The sequence below is a fragment of the Dactylococcopsis salina PCC 8305 genome (assembly GCF_000317615.1).
GTDB lineage: Bacteria > Cyanobacteriota > Cyanobacteriia > Cyanobacteriales > Rubidibacteraceae > Halothece > Halothece salina.
Genome location: NC_019780.1, coordinates 1,813,126 through 1,827,636 on the forward strand (window position 1 = coordinate 1,813,126; position 14,511 = coordinate 1,827,636).

Sequence of the window (14,511 nt, forward strand, 5' to 3'; positions counted from 1 at the left end):
CTAAGCCCCATGGTGATAACAGACTTTAAACCTCAATTTTACACTCCTGAAGCCTACTTAGAGTTAGAAGAAAACACGGAAGCGAGACATGAATATCGCGATGGAGAGATTATTCCCATGACTGGGGGAACAACCAATCATAATGAGATTGCTGGTAATTTATATGCAAATCTTAAATTTAGTTTAAAAAAACGAAATTATCGAGTTTACATTGGTGATGTCAAACTATGGATTCCTCGTTACCGTCAATACACTTACCCTGATGTGATGGTAATCTCAGGAAAACCAGTGTATGCGGATCAAGGAACAACCACAGTGATGAATCCAATTTTAATTACTGAAGTTTTATCAAAATCAACTCAAAATTATGATCAGGGGGATAAGTTTTTAGCTTATCGTTCAATTCCTGAATTACAAGAATATATCTTAATTGACCAAACTTGCTATCACGTAATGACATACAGCAAACAAAATGATCAGCAATGGTTACTCACAGAATATGATAGAGAAGAAGCAGTGATTCATTTTAATAGTTTTGAGTTTGAAATTTCTCTTTCTGATTTATATGATGGGGTTGATTTTAGTTTAAGTTCAATCGGATGATTTATAAATGTTGGGTTACGCTTTCACTTCACCCAACCTACTTCTTACTTGTAGGGTGGGCAATGCCCACCTTACGTTTTTATTAAGAGGTGGGCAATGCCCACCCTACGTTTTTATTAAGAGACTTGTTTATGATCCAGTTAATGACATACAGCAAACAAAATGATCAGCAATGGTTACTCACAGAATATGATAGAGAAGAAGCAGTGATTCATTTTAATAGTTTTGAGTTTGAAATTTCTCTTTCTGATTTATATGATGAGGTTGATTTCAGTTTAAATTCAGTCGGATGATTCATAAATGTTGGGTTACGCTTTCACTTCACCCAACCTACTTCTTACTTGTAGGGTGGGCAATGCCCACCTTACGTTTTTATTAAGAGGTGGGCAATGCCCACCCTACGTTTTTATTAAGAGACTTGTTTATGATCCAGTTGTAGGAATAGCTTTTCTAAATCTTGTTTTTGACTATGAAATTCGGTAATTTTGAAACCCGAATTAAGCAACGATCGAAGCATCTTATATTTATCATCATCACTTCCTTGAAATTGAACTTTGATCTGTTTCTCTGACGCTAAAATTTGATAAGTTTCCACACCCGTAAAACCCAGTAATTGTTCCCCTAACCCCTCTAGATTATCTAATGCAGAAATCAACAATTCCTGTTGAGAATAACGGCGATAAAGTTCATCTAAGGAAGCACTTTCCACTAAATAACCTAACTCCATAATGCCAATTGAGGTGCAAAGTTCGGCTAAATCACTTAACACATGAGACGAGATTAAAATGGTCATTCCCGCTTCTTGTAAGACTTTAATAATCTCTCGAAACTGTTGACGAGAAATTGGATCAAGACCAGAAACGGGTTCATCTAAAAGTAATAAAATCGGTTCATGGATAATGGTTCGCGCTAAACTTAATCTTTGACGCATTCCCCGTGATAAAGTTGCAATTAAACTATTTCGTTTCGAGGTTAGTTGAACTAACTCTAACACTTCTTCCAGACGACGACGCAGTTGGGGAGGACGCAGATAGTACAGACGAGCAAAATATTCCAAATAATCCCAAACTGTGAGACCATCATATAGAGGAAAATCATCGGGAAGATATCCTAAACGACGTTTAAGAGGTGAACGAGATTGATTGAAACTCATTTTCTCTTCAAACCAATAAATCTCTCCGACGGTTGGTTCTTCAATTCCAGCTAACATCTGAATCAAAGTAGTTTTTCCCGCGCCGTTGGGACCAATTAACCCATAAACTTCTCCTGTTTCTATTTGTAAATCCACCTCGCAAACCGCAACGGATCGATCGTATTGTTTAGTTAATCCTTTGGTTTCAATGGCTAAATGTTTCATTTACGAATTGACAATTAAAAGTGAATCCTGAATAATTAAGAGATGCTATTGTTATACAATTTTGAACAATTGGTGCTACACACCACCCCCTTCTTTTCCCCTCTTTCAAAGGGGGGTGAGGGGGGATTATAAAAAAAATCCATGCTATTTGCTGACATTCCCCCACCGCCAAGTTCCCAATTTATTCCTGATTCCAATGTATCTCAAATTGCTTTCATCCAACCGCTAAACACGATGAATGCTGGACAAAAAATCAATCAAGTTCGCTTAAAAGTTAGAGGAGGAAAAACTAAAACTTGGACAATTGTACAGAGAGAAACGGAAACCGCGCCAGGGATTTTAGAAATTACGGCGAATCGTCAAACCTATGATCCAGAAACTCAAATTATCACCGCATCTGGAAATGTGAACGCCCGTTTTTCTCAAGGAATATTAGTCGCAGATGAACTAAAAATTAATGTAGAAACTCGGATGGCGGTGGGAACTGGAAATGTTACGTTTCAACGCGGGGAACAAGTTTTAAAAGGCGATCGATTTGAGTATAATTTTCTTCAAGATGAAGGGTTAATTAGTAATGGGTTTGGAGAAGTTTATCAGCCGACGTTACAACGGGATACGTCTTTAAACCAGAATTTACCGCCAACCCCTTTACCATCGGAATCGATCGAAGATGTCTCCCAAGAATCACAATATCAGTTTTCTGTGGGTGGTGGACGGGATATCGAGAACTTTTCCTTTCCCGAAACGGGTGGCGAATTGAATCGCTTACGATTTTCAGCAGAAGAGATTCAGTTTGATGGGAGAAATTGGATCGCAAGGAATGTTCGCATCACTAATGATCCCTTTTCTTCTCCTGAATTAGAAATTCGCGCTGATACCGCTAAATTTCGTCAAGTTTCCCCGTTAGTCGATGAAATCGTCACCTCTCAACAACGTTTAGTCTTTGATGATGGGTTTAGTGTTCCCATTCCTCGTAATCGGATTGTACTTGATCGACGGGAACGTTCTCCTAGATTAGTAGATTTTGGATTTGACTCGGACGATCGCGGCGGGTTATATCTAGAGAGAGGATTTACCCTCCTTGACCAACCGCAATGGAATTTGTCTGTTACCCCCCAGTATTTTGTTCAACAGGCTTTATTGGACGATTCTCTCGCAGATAGCGCCGTTTTTGGACTCGAAACCCGTCTCACTGGAAACTTGACTCCTCGCACTAATTTAAGCACTAATTTAGAAATTACAGGGTTTGAACAAGATGTCTTGGAAGATAATTTACGGGGAAGCATTCGTTTACAGCAAGCGATCGGACGAGGAAAAGCTGAACATAATCTTAATTTAGAAGCGAGTTTCCGCGATCGATTGTTTAATGGTTCTTTAGGGTTTCAAACCGTACAAAGTAGCGTTGGCGCTGTGATTACGTCTCCCACTTTCCCTCTCGGTGACACAGGGATTAATTTTAGTTATCAGGGAGGAATCCAACGCATCAACGCGGAAACCGATGTCGCCGCTTTATTAGAACCAAATCGAGAAAATGATCGGATTAATCTTACTCGTTATCAAGTCGCAACGGATTTTAATTGGGGAACATCCCTTTGGACTGGAGACACTTTACCCGCGACGAAAGAAGAAGGATTACGTTATACTCCCTCCCCAGTGCGTCCGAACTTACGATTAACCACGAGAGTGAGAGGCGTAACCACCCTTTACAGTAGCGGTGATGATCAAAACTCGATCAGTCTAACTGTCGGGTTAAGCGGACAACTGGGGAATTTCTCTGAGAAGACCTTTGATTATACTAGCTTCAATGCAAGTTATACACAAGTCATCGGGGAAGGGGAATCTCCCTTTGAATTCGATCGCATCGCCGATCGAAAACGGTTATCGTTAGGAGTAATGCAACAAGTTTATGGTCCTTTTCTCGCTGGTGTCCAAACTTCTCTCAACCTTGATGATGGCGAAGTCATCAGTAGCAACATTATCTTAGAATACTCTCGCCGCACTTATAACCTGCGTCTCCGTTTCAATCCCACCCAAGAAATTGGATCAGTATCCATCCAAATTAATGGTTTCAACTGGAAAGGGTCTCCCAATGCCTTTGATGACTTTCAATCCGTAGAAGATGGGGTCATACAGTAAAAAGCGGGCGGCGGGAATCGAACCCGCATCATCAGCTTGGAAGGCTGAGGTTTTACCACTAAACTACGCCCGCGTCTTTCCTCATTGACTCTACCTAGAGTAACATAAACGATCGAGCATGGCAAGAACTTTTTTAAAAATGAATGATTACACTTGGCAACAGCAGGTTTTACCCATTTACCACTTTGAACAGTTAGCCTCCACCAATGAAACCGCTTGGGAATTATTTCAACAGGGGAAAACGCCGCCTTTCCTCGTCACCGCAGCCGAACAAACTGCGGGAAAAGGACAATGGGGACGACAATGGGTTTCCAGTCGGGGAGGGCTATATTTGTCTCTGTTACTCACTCCCCACTGGGCGATCGAGCAACCTTCCCATTTGACCATTAGTAGTGTGTTTGGTGTCACTGAAATATTAGCATCCTATCAAATTCCGATCGAGATTAAATGGTTAAACGATCTCTTTTTACAGCGCAAGAAATTGGGAGGAATCCTAACAGAAACTCGCGTCAAAAATCGAGATTTAAAAGCAGTAGTGATTGGGATTGGAGTTAACTGGAGTAATGTTGTTCCTGAGATGGGAATCGCCTTGAAAGATTACTTAGAAGCCAGTCAAATCGAGACTTACTTCCATCCTTCTCCAGCATTGAAATTAGGATCGCATCAATTTTACTTTCCCCCGAAACTAATCAATTTCCATCACTTAAAATACATTGTGATTACAGGATTACTTTGGGGATATCAACGTTACTCTCAAGAAGGTTTAACCCATATCTTACCTCAATACGAAGCTCGCTTAATCCAGTCATCACCCACGAACTAACTTTAATGGATTATAATAGGCTTTGCCGTTAGCTACCTTCTGCGATCAACAGAAAGGGTAACTAATCGAGCTTAATTATTGGTTGAATATTATTTTAATTATGTCTGCTTCTCCCGAAAAAAATCCTCAACAAAGTGCGTCTAGTTTGTCAGAAATTCGCGCCACTCGTATCCAAAAAGTAGAAACTTTAAAGCAAGAAGGGTTAAATCCGTTTGCCTATAAATGGGAAATTACTGCTTATGCAGAAGCGTTACAACAGCAATATGTTAACTTAGAAAACGGCGAAGAAATTGACACAGAAGTTTCGATCGCGGGACGAATTATTGCCCGTCGTGTCTTTGGCAAACTGGCTTTCTTTACGTTACAAGATGAAACGGGAACGATTCAACTGTATTTAGATAAAAAGCAGATCACCGCAGAAATGGATCACCTCGATAATGCGTTTAATCTCCTTAAAAAACAAACCGATACGGGAGACATTTTAGGGGTAAAAGGAACAATTAAACGCACGGAAAAAGGAGAACTTTCCGTCAAAGTCAATCAATATGAAATTTTGACAAAATCTCTGCTTCCCCTTCCTGATAAATGGCATGGTTTGACGGATACAGAAAAGCGTTATCGTCAGCGTTATGTGGATTTAATTGTTAATCCCAATGTCCGCGAAACTTTTCGCAAACGAGCAAAAATTATTTCTGCAATGCGACGCTATCTAGAAAGTGCTGGTTTCTTAGAAATTGAAACCCCTGTTTTACAAGGAGAAGCAGGAGGCGCTGATGCTCGTCCGTTTGTGACTTATCATAATACCTTAGAGATGGATTTGTATTTGAGAATTGCAACGGAACTTCATCTCAAACGCTTGATTGTCGGTGGGTTTGACAGAGTTTTTGAGTTAGGAAGAATCTTCCGCAATGAAGGGGTTTCTACTCGTCATAATCCTGAGTTTACTTCGATCGAGTTGTATCAAGCCTATGCGGATTATTATGATATGATGAATCTAACGGAGGAAATTATTACTTGTGCGGCGAATGAAGTTTTAGGGTCTTTAATTCTCTACTATCAAGGGGAAACGATCGACTTAAATTCGCCTTGGAAACGTGCAACAATGCACGAATTAGTTGAGGAAAAAACAGGGGTTGATTTCACTCAGTTTAGTAAGTTTGCAGAAGCAAAAGCTGCAGCAGAAAATGCTGGAATTAATGTTCCCGATGATTGTGAGTCTGTTGGTAAACTCCTCAATGAGGCGTTTGAACAAACCGTCGAAGATACATTGATTCAACCGACATTTGTTCTCGATTTTCCCAAAGAAATTTCTCCCTTAGCCAAGCCGCATCGATCGAAACCAGGATTAGTAGAAAGATTTGAATTGTATATTTCGGGACGAGAAATTGCCAACAGTTTTTCGGAGTTAACTGATCCCATTGATCAAAGAGAACGTTTAGAATTACAAGCCGCCAAAAAAGCCGCTGGTGATTTAGAAGCGCACAATGTCGATGAAGATTTTTTGATGGCTTTAGAGTATGGAATGCCTCCCACTGGTGGCTTAGGAATTGGCATCGATCGCGTGATCATGTTATTAACAGATTCCCCCAGTATCCGAGATGTGATCGCGTTTCCCCTCCTCAGAAGTAGTCGTCAAACCAAACCAGAAGCCGAAGAATAATTTTGCTTACCAGTATCAAAAATCCCCTGATCAAAACCATCCGAAAACTTCATACAGGTAAACACCGCAAAGCGCAAAATCTCCAGCTTTTGGAAGGCACAAATTTAGTTAGCGCCGCTTATGAGGTGGGTTATCCCCTAGAAGTGGTTTGCTACACTGAATCTTGGCGGGAAAAGCATTCTGTATTGTTTTCGCAAATTGAACAGTTTGCCGAACGAACGGAACTGGTTTCTCCCTATGTCTTCGATGCGATCGCTCTGACAAAAACCCCCGATGGTGTGAGTGCGATCGCGCCGCGTTTTTCCTTCCCCCCCATTAACCTCTCAGAGGTGAAACTGGGATTAATTCTCGAACAACTCCAAGACCCTGGTAACATGGGAACCATCCTTCGCACCGCCGCCGCTACTGGTGTGGATCAAATTTGGGCGAGTGAAAACAGTGTCGAATTTGATCATCCGAAAGTTTTGCGATCGTCTGTAGGGGCTTGTTTTCGCGTCGGGATGCGAGTCGAAACCGACTTAGCTGCCATCATCCAAGACTTTCCAGGACAAGTTATTGCCACCCTTCCCACCGCAGCCAAAACCTACTGGGAGGTAGATTTTCTCCAGCCAACGCTTATTTTACTGGGAAACGAAGGCGCTGGTTTATCACCGACTCTCGCTGATTTAGCACAAGAACAAATCCAAATTCCAGTCGCCGCTGGAATAGAATCCTTAAACGCTTCGATCGCTGCATCTCTTCTCTTATACGAAAGAAAGAGACAGGAAAGCCTATAAAAACCCTTCTAAATACTCTCCAACTTCCTCACCGCTAGTGCGAGTCGCCCCTTCTCCCAAAACCCCATCCACCAACTCTTCCCCTTGCACCCCAAACAAAAATCGTAGGTTAATGATGCCATCAGTAAGGGCATTTGCCTCGCCATTACCATCCGCATCTAAAAAAGACGACTCAGCCCTCGCTAAATAGCCCTCAATGGCTTCCGCGCTGTTGCGAGTAGCATCAGACGCAACCACCTCATCAATCAACTCATTGCCTCTAAAATCGAACAAATAGCGAACAATTAATAACCCATCCGTCAACGCATCGGCATCGCCATTGCCATCCACATCCAACGTCAAACTTTCCGCCGCCGCTAACACTTGCTGATCATTCTCCAACGCACCCAACGCCTCATCCGCCTGAATGAGACCATATCCCGTTCTGGAATCAAACCCCGTATCAAACTCTGGTGTCGCTGGATCATCCATATCTATAGCCGTACTTTTCAGGAGATTAGAGACTTCTGTCGGGTTTAAACTGGGATCAGCCTCCTTGAGTAATCCTGCCACCGCCGCCGCATGAGGGGCAGCCGCAGACGTGCCAAAGAAATTGGGATCAGAATCTGCATCCGCAGCAATATCATTGCCGAAAAACGTCGTATTTGTGCCATCAGGGGCGACAATTTCGGGTTTTTGTCGGATTTCCGCCTCTGGTAAACGGTTTCCTTCCGTATCGAACAAAATCGGTGTTCCAGCTGCCGCCGAAAAAGATTCAATTTCTGGCGGATTCGTGCCAAAGGCAGGTGTATCACCAAAGAAAGCCGCCCCCACTGCTTCGGCACTTGTGGCATTGGCATGACCGAACAAGGTACTACTTTCAGTGTCAAATTCTTGCACCGAAAAATTACCAAACCCCACATATTTCATTAAATCTGGTGCATCACTATTTAAAGTTTTGCCAATAGCAATATGAAACTGATTACTGTCAAATGAACCATCGTTAGTAAAACTAAAAATCTCGATCGGATCATTGCCAATATTAGCATCTAAACTGCCAGCAAGAATATTTGTTTTATCTTCATCTAACAGAAAAATATCAATATCATTTCTCGCCCCATTGCCACCACTCACCGAGAAAAACGGCTCATCCCACTGAAAAGAAAAACTGACTTGTCCACCCGTCGGAATTGTAATTTCTTGAAATAAATCAACTCCCTCTCCAGGATCAAAATCATGTGCGTCTAACTGAAAACGACCAAGATCAAAAACTTCGCCACTGTTACGAAACTCGCTTTCATAACTTTTACGACCACTGTTTCCTGCTGAGGAAAAATAACTCACTCCTTGCGCCACAACTTCATCAACCGCTTGAGCAATAATTCCGTCTTGAAAAAAAGGTTCATTCAAATAAATCACATCATCAACAATGATATCTGCTCCTGCCTCTGCTAAGTCTAAAATCCCTTGAGCAAAATCAGTTTTTCCTCCGAAAGCAGTGCGAAAAGATAAGTCAGCATCTGGAGCAATATCATGGACTAACTGTAGCATAGCTCGTCCTTCATCACTTCCCCCTCGACTTAAGTCTGCTAAAACATCAATTTCATTCGGTAAATCTCCCGTCGCCATATCATTCGCTGCGCCACCGAGGTTGTTGTAACTATCAGATAAAACCCCAATAGTGACTCCTTCTCCAGTCACCCCAAAGACTTCTCTGGCTACATCAGAATTAGTAGAAACATCCGCTTGGGAAGTGGTACTACCGACATCAGCAAGGGGTTGATATACTGGACGAGCAAAATGTAAGCTGTCCAATGCAGCGAGACGATTTAACTCAGAAACCGAGATGTCACCCGTAATAATTTGTCCGAAAGAACTATTGAGAGAAAAGTCAAATTGATTTAAATCTGCGAGTAATTCACTGGGATTTTCTGTCGCAAATAATTCTATCGTGACTTGTCCTTCTTGGAGATCAAGATAAGGAAACATCTCATCAATATGATTCGGGTTTTCTAATCCTCGATGGTAAAGATTCGTGAGATGAAATCCCAATTTGTCCATCTCTGTATTAGTGACAAAAGGATTCTCTAAATAAGTGGTTGCTTTATCGTTTACTCCGATTTCATTATTGATGGGATTGTAATGAGGGCGAACCAAAGTTAACGTTTCTAGTTGGGCAATTTCTGGCAGTTCTAAAATAGAAATTTCCCCGATAACTGCTCGATCGTTGCTACTTTCTAGAGTAAAGTCATAGTTGGATAAATCTCTCACTAATTGCTCGATCGTCCACTTGGGAATGAGTTCGATTTCAATGCGATTCCCCTCCATATTTAATAAAGGAAGGTTGGGATTAAATTCCCCTGCTGGATTGTCGCTTTCGAGATAGGTTTGATAACTTTCATAAACCTTAAACAAGGTAAAATTAAGAGTCTCAAGCAAGGGATTAGAGATAGAAAAGGGGCTAAAATTGGCAGACATGAGTCGAGGTTGGCTTTACTTTTTAAACACACTTTCTAGTTTACTAATTTTTCAAAAACCCACCAGTTGTAGGTTGGGTGAAGGGACACCGTAACCCAACATCACAGTGTGTTGGGTTTCACTTCATTTCACCCAACCTACGTTCTTGTGTGTTGGGTTTCATTTCCTTTCACCCAACCTACGTTCTTGTGTGTTGGGTTTCATTTCCTTCCACCCAACCTACGTTCTTGTGTGTTGGGTTTCACTTCATTTCACCCAACCTACGTTCTTGTGTGTTGGGTTTCATTTCCTTTCACCCAACCTACGTTCTTGAAGTTCGTTTTACAGATTTGGTCAAAAGTCAACCCCAATTTACAATTCGTTTAAATCCCTCTCTCAAAATTCGTTTCATCTCTGGGATAAGAAAAAGAGGAATGAGAAACCATAACCAACGCTTTCTCTAGCTTTGAGTGGGCGATTTCCAAAAATTAGAAACAATTCGCACCCATACAGCAACACTGTAAAAACTTGCGACCCAAAAGTCAAGAGCGATCGCGCTGAAATTCCCATTTTTCCGTAAGATATTAAAAAACATGAAGAGACATCGAGATAAGAAACAATGATAAGAGTTTCGTTTCTCTTCAGTAAAACTAATGCCAAATTGTGTGTTGGGTTTCATTTCCTTCCACCCAACCTACGTTCTTGTGTGTTGGGTTTCATTTCCTTCCACCCAACCTACGTTCTTGTGTGTTGGGTTTCACTTCCTTTCACCCAACCTACGTTCTTGAAGTTCGTTTTACAGATTTGGTCAAAAGTCAACCCTAATTTACAATTCGTTTAAATCCCTCTCTCAAAATTCGTTTCATCTCTGAGGTAAGGGAGAGACGAATGAGAAACCATAACCAACGTTTTCTCTAGCTTTGAGTGGGCGATTTCCAAAAATTAGACACAATTAGCACCCATACAGCAACACTGTAAAAACTCGCGACCCAAAAGTCAAGAGCGATCGCGCTGAAATTCCCATTTTTCCGTAAGATATTAAAAAACATGAAGAGACATCGAGATAAGAAACAATGATAAGAGTTTCGTTTCTCTTCAGTAAAACTAATGCCAAATTGTGTGTTGGGTTTCATTTCCTTCCACCCAACCTACGTTCTTGTGTGTTGGGTTTCATTTCCTTCCACCCAACCTACGTTCTTGTGTGTTGGGTTTCACTTCCTTTCACCCAACCTACGTTCTTGAAGTTCGTTTTACAGATTTGGTCAAAAGTCAACCCTAATTTACAATTCGTTTAAATCCCTCTCTCAAAATTCGTTTCATCTCTGAGGTAAGGGAGAGACGAATGAGAAACCATAACCAACGTTTTCTCTAGCTTTGAGTGGGCGATTTCCAAAAATTAGACACAATTAGCACCCATACAGCAACACTTTAAAAACTCGCGACCCAAAAGTCAAGAGCGATCGCGCTAAAATTCCCATTTTTCCGTAAGATATTAAAAAACATGAAGAGACATCGAGATAAGAAAAAATGATGAGAGTTTCGTTTCTCTTCAGTAAAACTAATACTAAATTGTAGGTTGGGTGAAGGGACATCGTAACCCAACATCACAGTTGTAGGTTGGGTGAAGAGACACCGTAACCCACTACCCAACCTACGTTCTTGTGTGTTGGGTTTCATTTCATTTCACCCAACCTACGTTCTTGTGTGTTGGGTTTCATTTCCTTCCACCCAACCTACGTTCTTGAAGTTCGTTTTACAGATTTGGTCAAAAGTCAACCCCAATTTACAATTCGTTTAAATCCCTCTCTCAAAATTCGTTTCATCTCTGGGGTAAGAAAAAGAGGAATGAGAAACCATAACCAACGTTTTCTCTAGCTTTGAGTGGGCGATTTCCAAAAATTAGACACAATTAGCACCCATACAGCAACACTGTAAAAACTCGCGACCCAAAAGTCAAGAGCGATCGCGCTAAAATTCCCATTTTTCCGTAAGATATTAAAAAACATGAAGAGACATCGAGATAAGAAACAATGATAAGAGTTTCGTTTCTCTTCAGTAAAACTAATGCCAAATTGTGTGTCGGGTTTCATTTCCTTCCACCCAACCTACATCTGTGGGGTTTCACTTCACCCAACCTAACTATAGATTGATCTTCATGGCATTACTAAGGCAAGATAGAAAATAATAAATCAAAAATTGAGAAGTATTAGAATAAGGAAAATCCTTCTATGACCGCTAACACCGAAAACCAAACGGAAAACCAAAACCCGAATCTAAGTGGAGATTCAGCACTAAAATTGATGCGGAATTTCTCTCAAAAATACGCCAAGCAAACAGGAACATATTTCTGTGCTGACTTGTCTGTCACCTCTGTTGTCATTGAGGGATTAGCCAAGCATAAGGAAGAACTTGGTGCGCCTTTGTGTCCTTGTCGCCACTATGAAGATAAAGAAGCAGAAGTTAAACAAGGATATTGGAACTGTCCTTGTGTTCCCATGCGAGAACGGAAGGAATGCCACTGTATGCTATTTTTAACGGAGGATCATGACTTCGCTGGAGAGGAACAAGATATCGATTTAGATTATATTAAGGAAGTTCGAGAAACGATGGGATAAAGACTGATGCCATCATCTTCCTTTTGGCAAGGCGTTACACAATTTAATCAACAACAGTTCTATGACTGTCACGATACCTTTGAGGAGTTGTGGATGGAAGCACCGATTTATGATCGTGCTTTCTATCAAGGACTGTTGCAAATAGCTGTTGGCTGCTACCATCTCAGTAATTCTAACTGGCGAGGGGCAGTCATTTTATTAGGGGAGGGGATGGGACGACTGGAAAAGTATGAACCGTTTTACTATCAAGTTAATGTGAGTCAATTACTGGATGAAAGTAATCAGTTACTTGACCAGTTAAAAGAAATTGGAGAGGAGGAAATTATAAATTGGGTGGAACATTTCCAAGCGACTTCTCTTCCTAAAATTGTTACCGTGAAAGAGGAAAACAATGATTCCTAAAATTAAGAATGCTTTGGCTTGGGAACAAACTCAAAAGTTGATGCAACCTGCTTATATTCGGGTAGTAGATAATCTACGGAAAGCAATTGAGGACTCGTCTTGGCGGGAAAGTTATCAAGAGGTACAAACGCCACTGCCAGGTTACGAACTCTCTTTAAGTTCTGAGGAAAAAGAGATTAAAATTAATTTGTGGGAACTTTGTTTTGAGGTATGTTTTCAAGATTATCAACAAGGAAGTGTTCCCTTAGATGCGGAGTTAACTGTTGACGTGGATACGTCTTTGTTAACGGAAGATACGGGGGAAGTTAATTGGGAAAGGTTAGACGAAAAAGCAATGGGAAAAGTCGAACAATTATTGGAAAATTTAAATTAAAGTAGAGGAAAATGAGTCGTTATTCTGAACAGAAACAAGTTGCTAAAAAAGAGGTCGCGCTTTATCAGTATCCTGATTATGGTGTGATTCAATTGACGGGAGAAGACTGCTTACAGTTTCTCCATAATCAAACCACAAATGAAGTTAAAAGTCTGAAACCGCAACAGGGATGCCATACGGTTTTTGTTAATTCTACTGGTCGCACTCTCGATCTCGCTACGGTTTATGTGACGGAAGAAAAGGTTTTATTATTAGTTTCTCCCCAACGGACTGAGTTTTTAATGTCGTGGCTCGATCGATATTTATTTCCGATGGATCGAGTGACGCTAAAGAATGTTTCTGAGGATTATACCGTTTTTACGATCGCTGGGGAAAAAAGCGAAGCAATGGGAAAACAGTTAGGAATAACGATTAATTGGGAACAACCATTTGCGACCCATGAGAAAATTACGATCGATGCGGTTTCCGTCCGCATCGCTGTGGGAACAGAGATCGCCCTGCCAGGTTATACTCTGCTGGTGTCTTCAGAACACAGTGAACACCTGAAACAAATTTTAACAAATTTGGGAGCGGCTTCGATCGAGCAATCAGCATGGGAAGAACTGACCTTAGAACAAGGAAGACCTTTACCCGACTCCGAACTTACCGAAGATCATAATCCCTTAGAAGCGGGACTCTGGAACGCAATTTCTTTTGATAAAGGCTGTTATATTGGTCAAGAAACGATCGCGCGACTGAATACCTATCAAGGAGTGAAACAACGGCTGTGGGGAATCAAACTCTCTCAACCCGTTGACTTGGAAACGCCGATCACGCTAGAAGGAAAAAAAGTGGGAAAACTGACTCGTCTCCTCGAAACCGATGAGGGAATCAAAGGATTAGCTTATATTCGTACTAAAGCAGGAGGAGAAGGATTAACCGTACAAGTAGGAGAAGCCACAGGAGAAGTTTTTGCACTCCCCTTCCTCACCCATTAGCTATGAAAAATGAAAGGTAAATATAAAATTATAATTGAATGGTCACAAGAAGATAATGCGTTTGTGGTCAGTCTGCCAGATATTGAGGTTATGCAACCCTGTACTCATGGAGAATCTTACCAAGAAGCGCTAGAGAATGCCCAAGATGTTCTTGAACTTTTAGAGGAGGTTTATAAACAGGAAGAAAAATCACTTCCTCAACCTACCTTTTACGGGTAACTGATTGATGTTGGGTTTCGTTACCTACACCCAACCTACGTTTTTGTCCTTTGTCTTTCGTCCTTCGTCCTTTGTTCTTTGTTTTCCAATGACTAATGACCAATGACTAATGACCAATGACTAATGACTAATTG

At 41.2% G+C, this 14,511-nt stretch carries 17 protein-coding genes and 1 tRNA gene; 11 read left to right on the forward strand and 7 right to left on the reverse strand.

The window, feature by feature from the left end; genetic code table 11:
• The first annotated feature begins 9 nt into the window (after nucleotides 1-9).
• Nucleotides 10-603 carry a Uma2 family endonuclease gene (locus DACSA_RS08925; protein WP_015229437.1) on the forward strand — a complete coding sequence of 198 codons (594 nt, stop codon included), beginning with the start codon at nucleotides 10-12 and terminating at the stop codon, nucleotides 601-603.
• A 131-nt stretch (nucleotides 604-734) separates the two neighbouring features.
• Entirely contained in the window at nucleotides 735-896 is a 162-nt protein-coding gene (locus DACSA_RS20530; protein WP_198007666.1) for a hypothetical protein, read from the forward strand.
• 116 nt (nucleotides 897-1,012) lie between these two features.
• Here the strand turns inward: DACSA_RS20530 and DACSA_RS08930 are convergent, their stop codons facing one another.
• Complete coding sequence (locus DACSA_RS08930; protein ID WP_015229438.1) at nucleotides 1,013-1,960, reverse strand: ABC transporter ATP-binding protein; 948 nt, start codon at nucleotides 1,958-1,960, stop codon at nucleotides 1,013-1,015.
• A gap of 141 nt (nucleotides 1,961-2,101) precedes the next feature.
• Here DACSA_RS08930 and DACSA_RS08935 point away from each other — a divergent pair, with 141 nt between their 5' ends.
• Complete coding sequence (locus DACSA_RS08935; protein WP_015229439.1) at nucleotides 2,102-4,096, forward strand: DUF3769 domain-containing protein; 1,995 nt, start codon at nucleotides 2,102-2,104, stop codon at nucleotides 4,094-4,096.
• A gap of 2 nt (nucleotides 4,097-4,098) precedes the next feature.
• On the opposite strand, the gene DACSA_RS08940 is transcribed toward DACSA_RS08935, so the two are convergent.
• Nucleotides 4,099-4,169, reverse strand: a tRNA-Gly gene (locus DACSA_RS08940).
• Nucleotides 4,170-4,214: 45 nt separating this feature from the next.
• On the opposite strand from DACSA_RS08940, the gene DACSA_RS08945 reads away from it, so the two are divergent.
• From DACSA_RS08945 to DACSA_RS08955, 3 genes are all read left to right on the forward strand, one after another.
• Nucleotides 4,215-4,919: a biotin--[acetyl-CoA-carboxylase] ligase gene (locus tag DACSA_RS08945; RefSeq protein WP_198007667.1), complete on the forward strand. Its 705-nt coding sequence runs from the start codon at nucleotides 4,215-4,217 to the stop codon at nucleotides 4,917-4,919.
• A 100-nt stretch (nucleotides 4,920-5,019) separates the two neighbouring features.
• On the forward strand, nucleotides 5,020-6,579 hold the full coding sequence (gene lysS / locus DACSA_RS08950; RefSeq protein ID WP_015229441.1) for a lysine--tRNA ligase: 1,560 nt from the start codon (nucleotides 5,020-5,022) through the stop codon (nucleotides 6,577-6,579).
• A 2-nt stretch (nucleotides 6,580-6,581) separates the two neighbouring features.
• A complete protein-coding gene (locus DACSA_RS08955) occupies nucleotides 6,582-7,355 on the forward strand; it encodes a TrmH family RNA methyltransferase (protein WP_015229442.1) in 774 nt (257 codons plus the stop codon).
• Here DACSA_RS08955 and DACSA_RS18270 read toward each other — a convergent pair.
• From DACSA_RS18270 to DACSA_RS08980, 5 genes are all read right to left on the reverse strand, one after another.
• Nucleotides 7,350-9,812: a S8 family peptidase gene (locus DACSA_RS18270; protein ID WP_015229443.1), complete on the reverse strand. Its 2,463-nt coding sequence runs from the start codon at nucleotides 9,810-9,812 to the stop codon at nucleotides 7,350-7,352. The genes DACSA_RS08955 and DACSA_RS18270 overlap by 6 nt on opposite strands.
• A gap of 439 nt (nucleotides 9,813-10,251) precedes the next feature.
• Nucleotides 10,252-10,470: a hypothetical protein gene (locus DACSA_RS08965; protein WP_015229444.1), complete on the reverse strand. Its 219-nt coding sequence runs from the start codon at nucleotides 10,468-10,470 to the stop codon at nucleotides 10,252-10,254.
• Nucleotides 10,471-10,705: 235 nt separating this feature from the next.
• Complete coding sequence (locus DACSA_RS08970; protein ID WP_015229445.1) at nucleotides 10,706-10,924, reverse strand: hypothetical protein; 219 nt, start codon at nucleotides 10,922-10,924, stop codon at nucleotides 10,706-10,708.
• 295 nt (nucleotides 10,925-11,219) lie between these two features.
• Nucleotides 11,220-11,468, reverse strand: a complete 249-nt coding sequence (locus DACSA_RS08975; protein ID WP_015229446.1) for a hypothetical protein — start codon at nucleotides 11,466-11,468, stop codon at nucleotides 11,220-11,222.
• Nucleotides 11,469-11,662: 194 nt separating this feature from the next.
• Nucleotides 11,663-11,881 (reverse strand): hypothetical protein, encoded by a 219-nt coding sequence (locus DACSA_RS08980; protein WP_015229447.1) that lies wholly within the window; start codon nucleotides 11,879-11,881, stop codon nucleotides 11,663-11,665.
• Nucleotides 11,882-12,019: 138 nt separating this feature from the next.
• Here DACSA_RS08980 and DACSA_RS08985 point away from each other — a divergent pair, with 138 nt between their 5' ends.
• From DACSA_RS08985 to DACSA_RS09005, 5 genes are read left to right on the forward strand one after another with little or no spacing between them, the layout of a single operon-like run.
• Entirely contained in the window at nucleotides 12,020-12,406 is a 387-nt protein-coding gene (locus tag DACSA_RS08985) for a ferredoxin-thioredoxin reductase catalytic domain-containing protein (protein ID WP_015229448.1), read from the forward strand.
• 6 nt (nucleotides 12,407-12,412) lie between these two features.
• Entirely contained in the window at nucleotides 12,413-12,808 is a 396-nt protein-coding gene (locus DACSA_RS08990; RefSeq protein WP_015229449.1) for a DUF309 domain-containing protein, read from the forward strand.
• Nucleotides 12,798-13,181 (forward strand): hypothetical protein, encoded by a 384-nt coding sequence (locus DACSA_RS08995; RefSeq protein WP_015229450.1) that lies wholly within the window; start codon nucleotides 12,798-12,800, stop codon nucleotides 13,179-13,181. Before DACSA_RS08990 ends, DACSA_RS08995 begins: the two co-directional genes overlap by 11 nt.
• An 11-nt stretch (nucleotides 13,182-13,192) precedes the next feature.
• Entirely contained in the window at nucleotides 13,193-14,158 is a 966-nt protein-coding gene (ygfZ, locus tag DACSA_RS09000; protein ID WP_015229451.1) for a CAF17-like 4Fe-4S cluster assembly/insertion protein YgfZ, read from the forward strand.
• Nucleotides 14,159-14,167: 9 nt separating this feature from the next.
• Nucleotides 14,168-14,377, forward strand: a complete 210-nt coding sequence (locus tag DACSA_RS09005) for a type II toxin-antitoxin system HicB family antitoxin (RefSeq protein WP_015229452.1) — start codon at nucleotides 14,168-14,170, stop codon at nucleotides 14,375-14,377.
• The last annotated feature ends 134 nt before the right edge of the window (nucleotides 14,378-14,511 follow it).

Excerpts from the sequence above, each read along its gene's own strand:
- DACSA_RS08925 (WP_015229437.1), top strand. The coding sequence starts at position 10 with ATGGTGATAACAGACTTTAAACCTCAATTTTACACTCCTGAAGCCTAC.
- DACSA_RS20530 (WP_198007666.1), top strand. The coding sequence starts at position 735 with ATGATCCAGTTAATGACATACAGCAAACAAAATGATCAGCAATGGTTA.
- DACSA_RS08930 (WP_015229438.1), bottom strand. The coding sequence starts at position 1,960 with ATGAAACATTTAGCCATTGAAACCAAAGGATTAACTAAACAATACGAT.
- DACSA_RS08935 (WP_015229439.1), top strand. The coding sequence starts at position 2,102 with ATGCTATTTGCTGACATTCCCCCACCGCCAAGTTCCCAATTTATTCCT.
- DACSA_RS08945 (WP_198007667.1), top strand. The coding sequence starts at position 4,215 with ATGGCAAGAACTTTTTTAAAAATGAATGATTACACTTGGCAACAGCAG.
- lysS (WP_015229441.1), top strand. The coding sequence starts at position 5,020 with ATGTCTGCTTCTCCCGAAAAAAATCCTCAACAAAGTGCGTCTAGTTTG.
- DACSA_RS18270 (WP_015229443.1), bottom strand. The coding sequence starts at position 9,812 with ATGTCTGCCAATTTTAGCCCCTTTTCTATCTCTAATCCCTTGCTTGAG.
- DACSA_RS08965 (WP_015229444.1), bottom strand. The coding sequence starts at position 10,470 with ATGAAACCCAACACACAATTTGGCATTAGTTTTACTGAAGAGAAACGA.
- DACSA_RS08970 (WP_015229445.1), bottom strand. The coding sequence starts at position 10,924 with ATGAAACCCAACACACAATTTGGCATTAGTTTTACTGAAGAGAAACGA.
- DACSA_RS08975 (WP_015229446.1), bottom strand. The coding sequence starts at position 11,468 with ATGAAACCCAACACACAAGAACGTAGGTTGGGTAGTGGGTTACGGTGT.
- DACSA_RS08980 (WP_015229447.1), bottom strand. The coding sequence starts at position 11,881 with ATGAAACCCGACACACAATTTGGCATTAGTTTTACTGAAGAGAAACGA.
- DACSA_RS08985 (WP_015229448.1), top strand. The coding sequence starts at position 12,020 with ATGACCGCTAACACCGAAAACCAAACGGAAAACCAAAACCCGAATCTA.
- DACSA_RS08990 (WP_015229449.1), top strand. The coding sequence starts at position 12,413 with ATGCCATCATCTTCCTTTTGGCAAGGCGTTACACAATTTAATCAACAA.
- DACSA_RS08995 (WP_015229450.1), top strand. The coding sequence starts at position 12,798 with ATGATTCCTAAAATTAAGAATGCTTTGGCTTGGGAACAAACTCAAAAG.
- ygfZ (WP_015229451.1), top strand. The coding sequence starts at position 13,193 with ATGAGTCGTTATTCTGAACAGAAACAAGTTGCTAAAAAAGAGGTCGCG.
- DACSA_RS09005 (WP_015229452.1), top strand. The coding sequence starts at position 14,168 with ATGAAAGGTAAATATAAAATTATAATTGAATGGTCACAAGAAGATAAT.